Source organism: Trichlorobacter thiogenes, assembly GCF_900167465.1.
GTDB lineage: Bacteria > Desulfobacterota > Desulfuromonadia > Geobacterales > Pseudopelobacteraceae > Trichlorobacter > Trichlorobacter thiogenes.
Map to the genome: position 1 here is coordinate 1 of NZ_FUWR01000010.1, position 15,258 is coordinate 15,258.

At 53.1% G+C, this 15,258-nt stretch carries 14 protein-coding genes; 4 read left to right on the forward strand and 10 right to left on the reverse strand.

Going from position 1 to position 15,258, the window contains the following annotated elements:
* A partial coding sequence (gene tnpA, locus B5D39_RS09590) for an IS200/IS605 family transposase (protein ID WP_139366746.1) occupies nucleotides 1-261 on the forward strand: 261 nt, incomplete at its 5' end.
* A gap of 78 nt (nucleotides 262-339) precedes the next feature.
* Here the strand turns inward: tnpA and B5D39_RS09595 are convergent.
* The 8 genes from B5D39_RS09595 to B5D39_RS16950 form a co-directional block, all read right to left on the reverse strand.
* Nucleotides 340-1,317: an amidohydrolase family protein gene (locus tag B5D39_RS09595; protein ID WP_078790381.1), complete on the reverse strand. Its 978-nt coding sequence runs from the start codon at nucleotides 1,315-1,317 to the stop codon at nucleotides 340-342.
* Nucleotides 1,318-1,441: 124 nt separating this feature from the next.
* Nucleotides 1,442-2,188 carry an SAM-dependent methyltransferase gene (locus B5D39_RS09600; RefSeq protein WP_078790247.1) on the reverse strand — a complete coding sequence of 249 codons (747 nt, stop codon included), beginning with the start codon at nucleotides 2,186-2,188 and terminating at the stop codon, nucleotides 1,442-1,444.
* 61 nt (nucleotides 2,189-2,249) lie between these two features.
* On the reverse strand, nucleotides 2,250-3,263 hold the full coding sequence (locus tag B5D39_RS09605) for a virulence RhuM family protein (RefSeq protein WP_078790248.1): 1,014 nt from the start codon (nucleotides 3,261-3,263) through the stop codon (nucleotides 2,250-2,252).
* A gap of 204 nt (nucleotides 3,264-3,467) precedes the next feature.
* A complete protein-coding gene (locus B5D39_RS09610) occupies nucleotides 3,468-4,529 on the reverse strand; it encodes a PDDEXK family nuclease (RefSeq protein WP_078790249.1) in 1,062 nt (353 codons plus the stop codon).
* Nucleotides 4,530-4,608: 79 nt separating this feature from the next.
* Complete coding sequence (locus tag B5D39_RS09615; protein ID WP_078790250.1) at nucleotides 4,609-5,331, reverse strand: endonuclease/exonuclease/phosphatase family protein; 723 nt, start codon at nucleotides 5,329-5,331, stop codon at nucleotides 4,609-4,611.
* 40 nt (nucleotides 5,332-5,371) lie between these two features.
* Nucleotides 5,372-5,686 (reverse strand): hypothetical protein, encoded by a 315-nt coding sequence (locus tag B5D39_RS09620; RefSeq protein ID WP_078790251.1) that lies wholly within the window; start codon nucleotides 5,684-5,686, stop codon nucleotides 5,372-5,374.
* A 51-nt stretch (nucleotides 5,687-5,737) separates the two neighbouring features.
* Nucleotides 5,738-9,082 (reverse strand): acyl-[ACP]--phospholipid O-acyltransferase, encoded by a 3,345-nt coding sequence (locus B5D39_RS09625; RefSeq protein ID WP_078790252.1) that lies wholly within the window; start codon nucleotides 9,080-9,082, stop codon nucleotides 5,738-5,740.
* Between the two features lie 96 nt (nucleotides 9,083-9,178).
* Complete coding sequence (locus B5D39_RS16950; RefSeq protein WP_153304309.1) at nucleotides 9,179-9,349, reverse strand: hypothetical protein; 171 nt, start codon at nucleotides 9,347-9,349, stop codon at nucleotides 9,179-9,181.
* A gap of 222 nt (nucleotides 9,350-9,571) precedes the next feature.
* Here B5D39_RS16950 and B5D39_RS09630 point away from each other — a divergent pair, with 222 nt between their 5' ends.
* Genes B5D39_RS09630 through B5D39_RS09640 form a run of 3 tightly spaced genes read left to right on the forward strand, consistent with a single transcriptional unit; the run spans nucleotide 9,572 to nucleotide 12,334 of the window.
* Nucleotides 9,572-10,030, forward strand: a complete 459-nt coding sequence (locus B5D39_RS09630) for a hypothetical protein (protein ID WP_078790253.1) — start codon at nucleotides 9,572-9,574, stop codon at nucleotides 10,028-10,030.
* 49 nt (nucleotides 10,031-10,079) lie between these two features.
* Nucleotides 10,080-11,858: a radical SAM protein gene (locus B5D39_RS09635; protein WP_244161383.1), complete on the forward strand. Its 1,779-nt coding sequence runs from the start codon at nucleotides 10,080-10,082 to the stop codon at nucleotides 11,856-11,858.
* 20 nt (nucleotides 11,859-11,878) lie between these two features.
* Entirely contained in the window at nucleotides 11,879-12,334 is a 456-nt protein-coding gene (locus B5D39_RS09640) for a hypothetical protein (protein ID WP_078790255.1), read from the forward strand.
* Between the two features lie 3 nt (nucleotides 12,335-12,337).
* On the opposite strand, the gene B5D39_RS09645 is transcribed toward B5D39_RS09640, so the two are convergent.
* Both B5D39_RS09645 and B5D39_RS09650 read right to left on the reverse strand, forming a co-directional pair.
* On the reverse strand, nucleotides 12,338-13,567 hold the full coding sequence (locus tag B5D39_RS09645; RefSeq protein WP_078790256.1) for a NupC/NupG family nucleoside CNT transporter: 1,230 nt from the start codon (nucleotides 13,565-13,567) through the stop codon (nucleotides 12,338-12,340).
* Complete coding sequence (locus B5D39_RS09650; protein WP_161947469.1) at nucleotides 13,560-15,152, reverse strand: sigma 54-interacting transcriptional regulator; 1,593 nt, start codon at nucleotides 15,150-15,152, stop codon at nucleotides 13,560-13,562. Before B5D39_RS09650 ends, B5D39_RS09645 begins: the two co-directional genes overlap by 8 nt.
* Nucleotides 15,153-15,258: the final 106 nt, after the last annotated feature.

The following is a 15,258-nucleotide window of genomic DNA, read 5'->3' on the forward strand; positions in this document are numbered from 1 at the left end:
CCTGACCACATCCATCTGGTGTTGAGTATTCCACCGAAGTACAGTGTTTCGATGGTGATAGGGTATTTGAAAGGCAAGTCGGCAATTCATATTCACCGTAAGGCCGAAGGGGTCAAGAAAGGTTTTATCGGTCGGCACTTTTGGTCACGTGGTTACTGTGCCAGCACTATCGGCCTGGATGAAGAAATGATCCGGGCGTATGTAAGAGATCAAGAACATCTGGACAAACAAGAGGAGTTGGACTTCACCCAAAACCCTTAGCCCCTTTTAGGGGCTTTCCTCAAGCCACCGGCTCTGCCGGTGGTCATGACTCTTTGCGTTCCCTGCGTTCTTTCGCGGCTATATTCTCAGCAATCTTGCTGGATTGGTAAATACCTCTTCCGGTACCCCCAGCGCTTTCTTCAGCGCAACATCCCGATCCCACGGGTTTTTGATGGCCAGTAAGCGTGCCACAGTCCAAGGAGCCAGCCGTGTCAGGTGCCCCAAGGGTGAAACCAGCGGGGTGTTGGTTAGCGGCATATCAGTGCCGTAGTGCAGCCTGCCATGCAGGTGGTGTTGCTGGATCAGGCGGCGCAACTGGCCGGGCCGGTTGATCTGGGTCAGGGCAGAGATATCAGCATGCAGGTTGGGGTGCAGGTCGCACAGGCGAAGGAAACGGCTGAAGTTGTGTTCACCTTCATTTCTGCCATTGGCAGCGGCATGGGCAGCAATCACCGTTATCCCCTGCTCCAGCGCCAGGCGCAGCCGGTGCGGGTCTCCCAGCTCATTACGGGCATAGGTGAACGATGCCTCATCACCGGTGTGGGTCAGAAGCGGCAGGCCATACTGCTGCATCCGTTGATAGAACGGCACCAGCCGTTTATCAGCCAGATCAATATGCTGGATCGAAGGGAGCCATTTCATCAGCACCGCACCAGCCTCAACCGCCTTGTCCAGCAGCTCCAGCGCATCCCTGCGGTACGGGTTGATACTGGCCCCAAAGCGCAGGTTGGGGTGCTGTTTCACCGACTCTGCCAGAAAATCATTGGGGATGTACATTTCGGTACAGCTTTGGTCCAGCTCACCCTGGCTGTCCAAAGCCCCATCCATGGCCAGCACCACGGCCATGTCCACCTTGCCGGAGGCGGTCAGGGAGGCTGACAGCCGCTCCAGCACCAGCTTGTCGCCATGGTGCAGTAGCTCATGTTCCTGCACCCCAAAGGAGCTTAGGTAGACCCGGTACTTCCAGCTCTTGCGCAGCTCCGGGGAGATGAAACAGCCGGAATTACCGGAACCGATTCCGGCAGTGTGGCAGTGTATGTCGATGATTGGGTGCATGGGGTATGTAAGCTCCGCAATAACTGAATCGTTACTTTTATACAAATTTACAGTTGAAATATGATTTTGTATGGTTTTGTTGATGTCTGTGGTCAAGGCAGTTCCTGGCCATGTACGCCCTGCATCATCGCGGCATCAGCGCGAAAACACCCCAGCCCAGGTATTCACGGGTGTAGCTGGCGTAGCGCTCCGGTTCAGAAGTCAGTTGGGCTCGAACCTCTTGTGCAAACTCGTCGTCAGGATTGGCTTCAAGCCAACGGCGCATGGTGAGCCATTTGGCTGCCTCGTACCTGTCCCAGCCATCCTGATCAGCCAGAACCATTTCAACCAGGTCGTAGCCAAGTTGACCAAAAGAGGCGATAAGTTCCGGCAGTATCAGAAAGTCGGAGATCGAATGGGCAAGGCAGCCCTTGGCAATCTGCTCTGTTGGCGGTAACTGCCGCCAGAAGGGTTCGCCGATCAGGATGATTCCGCCGGTGTTCAGGCTGCGCTTCAGCAGCTCGATAGTGCCGCTAACTCCGCCGCCGATCCAGGTGGCGCCGACACAGGCTGCCACACCGACCTTCTCGTCAGCAACGTAGCCCGCAGCATCGCCATGGATGAACGTAACCTGATCTGCCACGCCCAGCTCTACAGCGCGTTGTTTTGCCTGCTCGGTGAACAGCTGGCTCATGTCAATGCCGGTGCCGGTGATGCCGTGATCCCGTGCCCAGCTGCAGAGCATCTCCCCAGAACCGCTGCCCAGGTCAAGCACGCGGGTTCCCGGTTCCAGGCGTAGCGCCGCGCCGAGGGTGGCCAGTTTTTCGGGTGTGATCGGGTTATGGATACGGTGAGCGCTTTCGGTGATGTTGAAAATCCGTGGTATGTCCATGTGTGGAAATCTCCTTGGGGGGTGAAGCTGTTTGGTTAAAAGTCGCTTTCTTTAGTAAAGGTCATGTCTTCTTTTGCTCCAGCAGTCGTTTCTCCAGCTCTTCCAGGGTTTGCAGATCCTCTCTGTCAGCGGCTAGGGCTTCTTCGGTCTTCCGTTTCTGGTTAAATTCTTCATACCGCTGTTCGGCGATTTCCTTTGCCACCTCTGCCTTAACTTTTCCGGCATGGGTCAAGATCTCATGCTCATTGAACGACAGAAAGGCATCCAGTTTTTCCGACCACTGTTCCATGGTGACGGTTTTGCGCTGCCGGGCCTGCCTTTCCGCATAGTCCAGATACATGGTGACAATCTCGTTGAGATCCTTGATTTCATCGGCCTGCAGATAGTTCTTGGCAATGGCCACATCCGGCTTACGGACAATGGAACCCTGCCAGGAGGTCAGCCCCATGTTGGGCAGTTCTGTATTACTTCGCGATTCGATCAATTCTGCGGCGGTCTTGCCGGTAATGGCCCAGAGCATCTTGTTCTGAACCTTCTTGAAAAACAACTGGGCCTGCTCGGAGTTTTTGTCATAATCAATGGCGGTGGCATAGATATCACGGATTTTCTGGTAAAAACGCTTTTCTGACGCCCGGATATCCCGTATGCGAGCCAACCACTCGTCAAAATAGTCCCAAGTATCGGCTTTTTTCAGCCGCTCATCATCCATGGCAAAGCCTTTGATGATGTACTCTTTCAGGATATTGGTAGCCCAGATGCGAAACTGGGTGGCGCGTTTGGAGTTGACCCGATAACCTACGGCGATGATGGCATCCAGGTTGTAAAAATCCTTGCTACGGGAGACTTGCCGCCCACCTTCGTTTTGAACTGTTTCCATTTTGGAAACAGTTGCCTCCCGGCTCAATTCTCCTTCTTCATAAATATTTGCCAGGTGCTTGGAAATAGCAGGCACATTGACACCAAAAAGCTCCGCCATCGCCGACTGGGGCATCCAGATGGTTTCATTTTGCACGACGGTGTCAACTTTAATGTCTCCGTCGGGAGTGGTGTAGAGGATGATTCGGGATTCAGTCATGCTGTTGATCCTTTAGATTCTTGTTTGGTTCTATATGTTTCTCTTCGCGTTCTTTGCGCCTTGGTGAGAAATCCACTTTTACACTATGGCCCCTCCGCCAGCTTCTTTAGTCCCTTCAGATCAAGCTTGCCACTGCCCAGCATCGGGATCGCTTCAGCTGCCACCAGCAGGGATGGTTTCCAGAGGTTGGGCAGCTCTGCCTGCTCAATGGCCTACTTGACCTAACGCCTCAAGGAATTTCATAAATGCCGGTGGATCAAATGACTGCAGGGGGATTTTCCCGATTTTACCGGTAGGTTTTTTCATGGGAATTGGCTCTATATTAAGAATTTCCAGGGCTTCTGCTACGGATCTTTCTTTGTTTTTTATAGTCCAAATTTCAATGTGTGGGATACGTCCAGGGTAAATACTTATCGATGCCGCTGTATATGGGTCATTGGGTTGAATGAAGGAAATAATTTTTGTGGCCGCGACCGCTATTGAAATCCCAGATATTGTGTGACTCCCTGTCTTAACGCTGTTGTAAATTGCAAGATAGTCTTCCATCTGCTTCCTCAGTCCAACATCTGCGTACTCTTGTATTATTTCATCATCAGAAAGCATCAGCCCTTTTTTCGGTGCCTTGAGCTCCTTCTTGACTTCAGCGCCATACAGGTGAGGAATGATAATTTCAAAATCCTTATGGCGATAATATTCAAGTTCTACGGCATAAATATCAAAATTGCTGTTACTGTTCATGTAAACAATAAGATCGCGCAGTCTGTCATGCAATTTGTCCATTAGTACGACAAACTTGAAGGTGCCGGTGTTGAGGCATTTATGAATATTTGCAAGTAGTTGTTCTGTTTGCACAAGGTCAATGCTGAAAAACTCTTGTAGTTTCTCGTCAAGGGGCATGTCAAATGCGCGATGTGACTTGGCATCAAGTAATGAGATGAATTCATTGAAATCAATACTGTGCCGCCAGAGTGAAGCGCCATAATCAAGCACCTGAGCGACAACCAGGCGCTTGTCGTTGTTTCGGTAAAGCTTTGTTTCTATGAGGTATATGTTGCCGGATTGATCGACTCCAATAGCATCTATTGGGCCACTTCCTGTGGGGAACTCTCGTGCCAAAACAAGTAGCCTAATATCCTCGTTAATCTCGTAAAGAGGGATCGCCTCGGGGTTATTATGGATGTATTCCTGGAGGTGATCTTCCAACTGAAATTCCGATGGATCAAGCTTAACAGCATCTTTTCCATTATTTGAGACAATAATTGCCATATAATTCACTCCATTTTAGGGTGCAGGGGCGACTGAGTACAGGAGATCAGTGTCTATGCCCAGTCGAGCGGGTATACGTCTATAATTGCAACTCTACCCAAACTCCATTGTGGTCACTAAGGTCAGGGGCATACCATGCATCAACAGTTTTGCAGAATTCTTTGCATCTTGAGCTGATGCATATATGGTCAACGTTATGACGATCAATCAGGGTATGAAAATCATCGGAGGTAAGACAAGAAAGGTCATTGCCAGCCAATTGTCGGCTCATTTCCATAATTCCATTCCTGTTTGATGTATGCGCAAAATACCAATTCGATCCATCTCGTGGCTGATTAAAGTCACCAGCAACACAAAATATCGATTGTTTATTTTGTGAAATAATTTTCGACCAATCAGCCCCGTGGTCAATTATAGATTTGTTATGCTCTTCCCATGGCTTTGACTTTCCATCACGGCCTTTGTCCATCTGCCATGTTATTATTGTCCCGTATACTATCATGCTGATATCTGGTGTAATTTCAACTTCAGCACACACTGCAGTTTCAGTGTCGTATGTCCTAATTTCATTTCGAATAGGGACCCTGCTCCAAATAGTTGACCAATATTTCTGATATTTATTCTTATGTTCAGGTACTACAGGCCTATAGCCAAGTGGTGAAATATCGACTTGACTACAGGTTTCAGTTAGAATCCATATATCGGCATTAATGCCCTTGATTATGTCAACTTGGGGATCAATTTTTCGCGAATTGTTCTTGGAGGCATGATCTAAATTCCATGTAGCGATTTTGATTGACATAAGTGACCTTTCTCAATTTGCTTGCATCGCAGGCAAAGTTTTATCGCGTTCGCCTTAAGCCAGCTTCATGAAAAGTTGCTACAAAATCAGGGTGAATCTCTAGCAGGTAAAATCTTTTCCAATAGGGGTATTTATCATTCAGCATACTTATTGCATTGTCACAACCTTCTACGATCCTTGATTCAGACATGTAATCATCTCTCGAATCACCTGCTTCCATCAATGTCGTTTCATCAGACAAAATCTTGAATTGCCAGATAGCATTTCCGTTTTTATGTCCGTAAAGGGTCAGACATCCTCCTTCAACTCCAAGCACAATTATCTTTTCCCATTTCACAAGGTTCTCATTTGGCATGTAATATTACCTCAATCGCTTCATTATATTATTCGGCTTGGGCGTCAGTCGTTATATTGCCATCTCCGCCAGCTTCTTCAGCCCCTTCAGATCCAGCTTACCGCTGCCCAGTAGTGGTATCGCCTCAGCTGTCACCAGTAACGACGGTTTCCAGAGGTTAGGCAGTTCGGCCTGTTCTATGGCCTGTTTAACCTTGGCCTCATCCAGTTGGGTCTGATCAAAGACCACCGCGATCCGCTCTCCCTTTTTCTCATCCGGCACAGCGGTTACTGCCAGCAGCAGGTCAGTGCTGGCCAGGGCTGCCAGCAGCCGTTCTTCCACTGCGCCGTGGGGGATCATTTCGCCGCCGATCTTGCTGAAGCGGGCCAGGCGATCAGTGATCACCACAAAGCCCTGATCATTGATGTAGCCGATGTCGCCGGTGTTGTACCAGCCGTTGCGGATCACCTTGGCGGTCTCGTCCGGCTTGCCCAGGTAGCCGGTCATCAGGTTCGGGCCAGACACTTCAATCAGGCCCGGCTTGCCATCAGCCAGCAATACGCCACTTTCAGGGTCGCTGATCCGTACTGCCACGCCGGGGATCGGCCTACCCACGCTGCCCGGCAGTTGCCCTTTCTGGCGGATGCCGCCGATTTCCACATCCGGGATGTTGAGGGAGATAACCGGTGACAGCTCGGTTGCGCCGTAGCCTTCCAGGGGGCGCAGGTTAAACTTCTCTTCAAAGGCATTGGCCAGTTCTGTTTTTAGCTTTTCCGCACCGGTAATCACCAGGCGCAGGGATTTAAAATCCTCTGGATCAGCCTTGCGCAGGTAGGCGGACAGGAAGGTGGGGGTGGCGATCAGGATGCTGGCCTTTTCATTGCGCACCAGCTTGACAACTTGCGTCGCCTCCAACGGGTTACTGTGGCAGGCAGAGGAGAAACCTGACAGAAGCGGCAGCCAGAGCGTGCCGGTAAAGCCCAGTGAATGAAACAGCGGCAGTACCGCAGCCACCCGGTCGTTCTGGTTGGGCTGGAACACGGCCCGCAGTGATTCGATGTTGGAAAGGATGTTGTGATGCGACAGCATGACCCCTTTGGGAGTGCCGGTGCTGCCGGATGAGAAGATGATGGTGGCGGTGTCATCCGGTGCCGGGTTGCCAGCCACCAGGGCTGCCAGCGGAGCCAGTTTGGCAACGGCCAGTGACTTCAGTTTTTCCAGCGACCCCAGCCCTTGCATCACCTCTTCCAGCAGGATGATTCTTTCCGGCATCGGCAGGTCAGGCAGTTTCTCCAGCACCTTCTTTGACGTAACCACGCAGCTGATCTCTGCCTGTTCCAGAGATGAGGCAAAGGCATCCCGTGAAGCGGTGTAGTTGAGGTTAACCGGCACCTTGCCCAGCAGGGTCAGGGCGATGTTGGCGGTAAAACCGGCGGCTGAGGGGGGCAGCAGAATCCCCACCTGTTTGCCGGACAGCAGCGGCTGCAGCCGGTTTTTAACCAGCAGGCTACCGGTCAGCAGCTGGCCGTAGGTCAGGCTCTTGCCGGTGGTGTCATTGACCGCCGGGTGTGACCAGTTGCTGCGGGCAGTGCGGACAAAGGCATCAGCCAACGGCAGGCGCTGATGTTTGCGGGCCTCAAAGTAGCGCACTGACAGCTCCATTACCGCAGTGCGGGCCTGGGTTGCCAGATCTGCAGCCAACGGCGTGCCAAACAGGATATGCATCGGATAACGGTTCAGGTAGATATGGCGGTTGCGGGCATAGCTGAAGATGTTGCCCCAGGCGCCGCCGATGTAGGCCGGAATGATCGGCACGCCGGTTGCCTGGGCTATCCGGGCAAAGCCGGGCCGGAAGGCGTTCAGGCTGCCGTGGCGGGTGATCTCCCCTTCAGCAAAGATGCAGACTAGGTAGCCTTCATCCAGCACCTGTTTGGTGGCGCGCAGAAATTCCTTGAATCCGGCAATGCCATCCTTGGCAGAGACCGGAATCACCCCCATCAGGCGGAAGAGCGGATTCAGGGCCGGGGTTTCGTAGATGGAGCGATCCATCACAAAGCGGATGCGGCGGGTCTGGGTGGCAACCAGCAGCAGGGCATCAATCCAGGAAACATGGTTGGCCACCAGCAGGGCCGGTCCCTCCAGCGGTACGTTGTCTTTGCCATCCACCCGAATCTTGTACAGCAGGTTCATCACCGCCAGGGCCACAAAGCGCAGCAGAAAATCCGGCAGGTAGCGGATGGTAACAAGGGTCAGCAGCAGGGTGATCAGGCCCATCACGCTGAACCCCTGGGCTGCGGTCATATGCATCGGCCCGCTGAACAGATAAGTCAGCCCGGCGGCAATAAGAATCCCCACCCAGTTGACAAAGCTGGAGGCAGCCAGCACCTCGCCCCGGATGGCCGGTTCAGAGCGCATCTGAATAAAGGTCTGCAGCGGCAGGGAGAACAGTCCGGCGCTGATGCCGAACAGGACGATGATGGCCAGCACGGTGGGCAGGTTGGGCGGCGCGTTGTGCAGCAGGATCGGCGCAATGGTCAGGCCGATGGCCCCCAGCGGCACGATGCCGAACTCCACATCCTTGCCGGACAGTTTGGCTGCCAGCAGCGAACCACCGGCAATCCCCAGGGCAGAAGCCAGAAACAGGTAGTTGCTGTTATCGGCAGTCATTCCCAACTGCTGGATGCCGTAGCCGATCAGGTTAAGCTGGGTAAAGGCCCCCACCAGCATGAACCAGGCCGAGCCGATAATGGCCAGCATCAGCCAGCGGTCATGCCAGACATGTTGCAGGGTGCGGAAGATCTCTGCCGGAAAGATGCGGATGCGACGCTCCGGCGCAGCTGCTGCCACCTTGGGCAGTTGCAGGGAGCAGAGCAGGCCGATGATCGCCACTAGCAGGCAGAAACAGGCAGCCAGCCAGAAACGGCCGGATGCAGCCTGGGTTAGCACTGATGCCAGGGCAGTACCAAAGATAATGGCCAGAAAGGTGAATGATTCGATCAGGCCGTTGGCCCGTGACAGCTCTTCCCGCGGGGCCAGTTCCGGGATAATGCCGTACTTGGCCGGGGCAAAAAAGGCACTGTGGGTGGCCATCATAAACAGGATCAGGTAGAGCAGCCAGGCGATCCCCTTGGCAAAGGCCAGCACCGCCAGCAGGGTTACCACAACCTCTAATAGCTTGACCCCGACGCTGACCCGCGCCTTGCTGTAGCGGTCAGCCAGCCCGCCTGCCGGTGCGGAGAACAGCAGAAACGGCAGCACAAAGGCAACCCCGGCCGATGCCGTGATAATCCCGGCCTTTTCCGGTCCCTGTAGATGGATCAGGAAGAAGACAATCAACAGCTTCAGGATGTTGTCGTTCATGGCCCCCAGAAACTGGGTGGCGTTCAGGGCGGTTAAGCCGCGGGACAGCTTTGGCATGGGGAAAACCTCGCGTAGAGAGTGTGTCAGTGATGTCCATAAACAGGGGATGCGGAGATAATAGCACAGTAATTCCATGATCGCACCGCCGGATGGTCAGATTTTTATATGTGGCCCTTGGGCCAGGCCCCTGAGTGCGCCAGCAGCTGCCTTCTTGATGGTCCGTTTGCCGTGATGCTTTTTGATGGTCTCGGACAGGGTGATGATGGTCATCAACAGGATCAGCGGAACCGTTGCTATCAGCAGTCGTAGGGTAAGTGTGTGCATGGCGTCCTCCTTTGTCGTTCTTGCTGTTGTAATTAGCAGGGAGGATGCCAAATTCTGCTGATCGTGTAACTGGCTTGATTTGTTGTCTGTTGTGTCGTTTTTGGTGCGTATTGTGGTTGGTGTGCGTTGAGGTGTGTGTGCATTAAATGTGATGTGTAGGTGCAATTTATGTATTGATTGGTCTGCTTGCCAAGGCTCAAAAGTAGCGGTATTCTAGGCAGCATGGAAACCAAGGGACCGGCAGCATTCAAATACAAGGTGGAAGGCAGCAGTAACGCGACACTGGTGGCGATACTGATTACCTGCCTGTTTGGCTCGATTATTTGCGCTGCAAACTTCAGTGCCTGGTGTCTGCTGGGACTGCTGGTGCCGCTGGGGATTGCCATCTACCTGGTCCGGGAAGGGATGCGTAAAACCCTGATCATTGCTCCCCGCTACCTGATTGTGGGGGAGGGGATCATCTACTACAGCTCTGTGGCCAAGGCACAGCTGGACCGGAAACGACAGGTCCTGACCCTGTTTTCAGAAAAGGGCAAGCGGTTGGCGATTGAGGCAGAGAAGTTCCCCACCAATGCCCGCAAGGATTTCAAGATCAAGGCCAACAAGACCGCCAAGTTTGACAAGGCCTGCGAGAAGATTCTGGCACGGCTTTCAGGAGTAACCCCTGACATCATCGGCTGAAGATAGCCCTGCCATCCGGCAGTTTTCCCGGCATATCCACCTTTTGTATGTGCCCACCCTCTGCTGCAATCTTTCCTGTCGCTACTGCTATCTGGGCAGCCAGACTGATCCAACCACCCTGAAGCTGGATGCAGGCAGGGCCGTGGCCACCTTGCAGCAGGCACTGCAGCGGTTTTTGGATGCCGGCGTGTTGCCGTTTAATGTCTCGCTGCATGGCGGCGAGGTGACCACGCTGCCGCCAAAGGTGCTGGATCAGCTGTTCAGCACCATCAACCGCCATTATCTGGATCACTTTGACCAGCTGAATGCCCTGGGCTACCGTAAATCAGCCCCCCATCTGAAGACTAACCTGTTTAACTTCCACAAACTGTATGACCTGTTTGACCAGCATCGGGTCTCCATCAGCGCCAGTATTGATCTGCCGTTGTCGCTGCATGCAAAGTACCGGGTTGATCGTCGTGGCCGGTTATGGCTGAACCGTACCATTGAAAACCTGCGTCTGCTGGCCCGTTATCCCCACAGCAAGAAGATCTCAGCAACCCTTTACAAAGAACATCTGCAGGATATCCCGGCCCTGATTGATGATATCTGGACCATCCACCGCGAGCTGGGCTTTGATATGAACAACTTCAACATCATGTTCGGGTTCGGCTCAGAGTTGAACTGCCAGAAGTTCGGGGGAGAGCCTGAGCTTGGCCTGCAGCAGGCCTCTGAGGCAGAACAGTTGCAACTGTACCATGCCCTGCATAAAGCCTTTGGCGGAACAGAACTGGAAGAAGGGTTACGGCGTAACTGGTTTGATGAGTTTAAGCCCAGCTACTGCACCAATGCCTTTAACTGTGGTGAGCGGTTTTATCTGCTGCAGTCTGATGGTGCAATCTGGTCCTGCGTGCGGGGGCAGGGGCTGGAGCAGCTGCAGTACGGCAACATCTTTGCTGACGGTGTGGAGGATATCCTGGCTGAAGGCAGTCGCAGGGTTCGGTTACTGCACCAGCAGCAGGGGCTTGATCCTGACTGCCGGGCCTGCGAGTATCTGCAGATCTGCCACACCGGCTGCCCGGCAGTTAAGCTGCAGAACCGGTCGGGCAAATCCTACACCTGTGCCCTGCAAAAGGCGATCTATCGGGATAATCCCGCCTCGTACCCGCCGCTGTACGGTGGCGATCAGGCTGCTGCGGCACGGGAGTATCTGTTGGGGATGCATCCGGCCCTGCTGCAGGATCTGGTGGCGCAGGAGCAGCCGAAGAGCCCGGTGGTACTGATCCCGGCAGAACTGTATGACCAGAAGAATAGCCTGCAGGCCTTGATTACAGCTGATCCGCTGCTGCAGCAACTGTACAGCCCGGATGCCTTTCTGCTGGAGCTGAATGGTGAGTTGATTCCGCTGCAGTCCCAGATTCTTGCGCCACAACGCAGCCTCTACAGCATCGGCAAGGATGATCAACTGCTGCTGCATATCCGGCGCTCTCTGTTTGAGGCCAACTGCAGTGAGCTGATCCGCAATACCCTGTATATTCAGCTGTTGAGGGATACCACCGTGGTCTATGGTGATGAGCAGCGCAGCAAGCAGGAACATCTGATCACCCACCAGATCTTCCATAACCTGCTGCAGCCTGACCTGCTGCTGGGGGAAGAATGGCTGGCTGCAGACCTTGCCGGATTGCTGCAGGTAAACAGCCGGTATTTTATCAAAAACGTACTCAATAATTTGTTCGTGACCACCGGCCAGCTGCGGGAGTATCATTATCAGAAGCAGAAGAACAACGCCTTTTACCATATCCAGGCCATCAACCTACCGTTTCAGAACTTTGAATTCTATTGGGATTAAGCAGGATAGCGAGACAGAATATGTCATCAAAAAACCTTGAAAAAATTGCGGCAAACGTGGAGCGGTTTATGAATCTGGTGGGGATACCGGATGATAAGAAGCGTGTCCAGATAGAGGAGGAGCTGGTGAGCCGGATGGCTGGCAGCGCGGATAAAAAGCCGTCGCTGGTTTTTGCCCAGGACCATCTCTATCTTTACAATGACAAAACCCTGGTCAAAGACTATCCCGGCCTTGGAGCAAACGGTGACCGGGTGCTGCAGTGCGATGCCAAAAAGATCTCAATCCTGGACCGCCAGGCCTTCCTGAGCAATAAGACCATCCTGATCACCGGCGCAGTGGCAGCCGCAGCCCTGACAGGCGCTGCGCTGGCTGAGGCAGAACAGCGCAAACGTCAGAGCAACAGTGAAGTCTCTTACAGCAACAACAATAATAATAACAATAACAACAATAATAATAACAACAATAACAACGGATAAAGCTTAACCGCCAAACAGCATCCCGGCAATGGCAGCATTGAGCAGATTTGCCAATGTCGCAGCCAGTACGCACCGCAGACCAAGCCGCGCAACATCACTCCGCCGCGTAGGAGCCAACTCACCGATTCCGCCAATCTGAATACCAACTGAGGTAAAGTTGGCAAACCCGGTCAGGGCAAAGCAGGTCAGCATAAACCCTTTTGGTGAAAGAGCTGTGTCCTTCAATCCACCAAACCCGATCACCTCGTTAAAAGCGATCTTCTGCCCAAGTAATTTAGCAAATCCCATGACATCCGTTGACGGCACACCAACAATATAGGCAGCAGGGGCAAACAGCCAGCTCAGGATAGTTTCAAGGTCGGAATGGTTGCTGCTTAACGATACAATCAGCCAGTTTAAAAGGTGAATCAACGGGATGAATCCCAGCAGCATAACCGAGATAGCCACCACCACCTTATAGCCATCCATCGCCCCTTTACCAGCTGCATCCAGCAGGTTGATACCGGCTTGGTAATCTGTATGGACTACCGCTTCATCTCTGACCGAGTCTTCCTGCTCAGGCACCAGCAGCTTTGCAAAGACCATTGCAGCAGGTGCGGCCATGATGTTTGCAGCAAGGACATACTCAATTTTGGCGCCCATGCTGGCATAGATAATCGGCATGCCAGCTCCAACCGTGGACATGCCAACCACCATGATCTGAAAAAGCTGGGATTCAGTCAGATTTTTGATGTACGGCGCAACGGTCATGGCGCCCTGCACCTGACCAACAAAGATATTACTTGAGGCTACCGTTGCCTCCGGTCCGGTCAGACCGAATAACATCCTGAAGAGCCAGGCCATCCCCCTTACCACCCGCTGCATGATCTGCAGGTAGTAAAGCAGATTGATCAACACGGCAAAGAAGACGATCTGCATCAATGCCTGCAATACAAAGACATAGCTTGATCCCTGAAAGCCGGGTATCGCACTGAACCCGCCGAACAACGGTCCGAAGACAAACTTGATCCCCTCATCGGCAAATTTCATGATCTTGAGCAGCCCGCTGCTTAGCAGCCCAAATGCCGCTTTCCCGAACGGCGTATGCAGCACCAGAAAGGCAAACAGCAGGTTAAAGGCCAGCGCAGTGCCGATCGGCTTCCAGCGGATATCCTTGCGGGAGCAGGAGCAGAGTGTCGCTATCAGGATCAAGGCAGCAACGCCGACAATGCCTCTCAGGATATGTTCAGGCACGGTTCTCTCCTTTGTGTTGCAGACAGCTCATCAGGGTGTTGTAGCTGCATCCCAGAGCCTCAGCCAGTTTGGTCGGCTGGATAGCGTCACGCCCACCAAGTGAATTGACGATATGCTGCACAAAGGCCGGTTGCAGCTCTTTTAAGGTGATGTTGTGCTGTTTCAAGTCATCCATGCAGGCAACAGGTACTGTGAAGCGTTGCCAATCATCATCAGCGCTACTTCCTGAGTCTTGTCTGCCGCGTATTTCCTGAAAGATATCGTCACCCAACAGCACCAGCCGTTTGATCAGGGTTGACAACTCCCGCATGTTGCCGGGCCAGCTGTATCCGGCAAGACAGGCGGCATGTTCAGGCTCGGAAAGCTTTTTCCAGATCTCACGGATAGCATCAGGTGTCAGGATCTGTTGCCCTTCTGCCGTAATGATTGGACGCCACATCAGGCGGTAGGCCAGGTTGCAGGCGATATTGGCAATGTCGCGCTGCTTCATCTGTCGTAGCGGAACCGTATGCAGCTCAACGTCCGCAACACGGTAATATAGATCCTGGCGTAGTGTGCCCATTCGTCCGGCCTGTGCTGCTGAAATAACCCGGACACTGGCACGCATGGTCTTGGTGCCGCCCAGTCGGGTGTAGGTGCCGTCCTGCAGGAAGCGCAACAGCTTTGCCTGCACGCGGGGAGCCATCTCCGGTAGTTCATCCAGAAACAGCGTGCCGCCATCGGCCTCTTCAACCAGCCCCTTTTTCATCCGCTTGGCATCGGTAAACGCACCCAGTTCATGGCCAAACAGCTCTGACTCCAGCCGCTCACCCTCAAAAAAAGCGCAGTTCAGCGCCAGAAACGGTTTGTCATAACGGGTGCTGTAGTCGTGAAGATACCAAGCCAGTGACTCCTTGCCGGTGCCGGTTTCGCCGATGATCAGGGTGTTCAGGCCGGAACGCCCTACCTGAACCGCCCTTTCCCGCAGCAGATCAATGGCGTTGGGATTAGCTTTGCGCTCCAGGGCAAAGTTGCCGCCTGCCATATCCGGCTCATCCCGCTCATAGAAAATTTGTGACCGGGCGATGTCAGATTCTGAAAGCCGCGTATGGCGCAACTTTTTAAAGACTTCAGCAAAGACGACAAGCGGGCATTCACCGCCGATCAAGACCCGCATCAGTCGGTACTGTATCCAGCGGCGTTCCGCCAGGGTGGTGCCGTGTTTGGTGTCAACAGGTTCCCAAGGGGCATGGCGTGATGCCTCGTACAGGTTCACTTCGGCGACAACGCCAACACGTTTGGTCCAACCAGCAATCTCGGGAGAATATTGTGAATATGAAACCTTGATGCGGCTGCGCAGGGTAGCTGATTGGGAGGATAGCAACTTGCCAGCCTGATCCAGCACGGCTGTTTCCATATGCAGGAGAGCGATCAGGGCCTGATCCTGCTCCCCCATGGTTCCAACAAGCAGATTCAGCTTTTCAAGCAGATTCCCGGAATGGATATGCTCAACATGCTTTGCATAGCGTTCATGTCTGCGTACCTCATGAAGCGCACGTGAAACTGACGGCTCCCAAAAATCGCAGAATATGTGCAGTGTCTTCATGATATCCATCCCAAATATATTTCGAAAATATATAGCTAGTATTTCAATATTTGAAAACATATTTCTTGGTTTGTTGTGGGTAAATAGTTGTTTGATGTTTAACATG

Coding starts and splice junctions, on each gene's coding strand:
- B5D39_RS09615 (WP_078790250.1), bottom strand. CDS start 5,331: ATGTCAATCAAAATCGCTACATGGAATTTAGATCATGCCTCCAAGAAC.
- B5D39_RS09600 (WP_078790247.1), bottom strand. CDS start 2,188: ATGGACATACCACGGATTTTCAACATCACCGAAAGCGCTCACCGTATC.
- B5D39_RS09610 (WP_078790249.1), bottom strand. CDS start 4,529: ATGGCAATTATTGTCTCAAATAATGGAAAAGATGCTGTTAAGCTTGAT.
- B5D39_RS16950 (WP_153304309.1), bottom strand. CDS start 9,349: ATGCACACACTTACCCTACGACTGCTGATAGCAACGGTTCCGCTGATC.
- B5D39_RS09650 (WP_161947469.1), bottom strand. CDS start 15,152: ATGAAGACACTGCACATATTCTGCGATTTTTGGGAGCCGTCAGTTTCA.
- B5D39_RS09630 (WP_078790253.1), top strand. CDS start 9,572: ATGGAAACCAAGGGACCGGCAGCATTCAAATACAAGGTGGAAGGCAGC.
- B5D39_RS09620 (WP_078790251.1), bottom strand. CDS start 5,686: ATGCCAAATGAGAACCTTGTGAAATGGGAAAAGATAATTGTGCTTGGA.
- B5D39_RS09605 (WP_078790248.1), bottom strand. CDS start 3,263: ATGACTGAATCCCGAATCATCCTCTACACCACTCCCGACGGAGACATT.
- B5D39_RS09595 (WP_078790381.1), bottom strand. CDS start 1,317: ATGCACCCAATCATCGACATACACTGCCACACTGCCGGAATCGGTTCC.
- B5D39_RS09640 (WP_078790255.1), top strand. CDS start 11,879: ATGTCATCAAAAAACCTTGAAAAAATTGCGGCAAACGTGGAGCGGTTT.
- B5D39_RS09625 (WP_078790252.1), bottom strand. CDS start 9,082: ATGCCAAAGCTGTCCCGCGGCTTAACCGCCCTGAACGCCACCCAGTTT.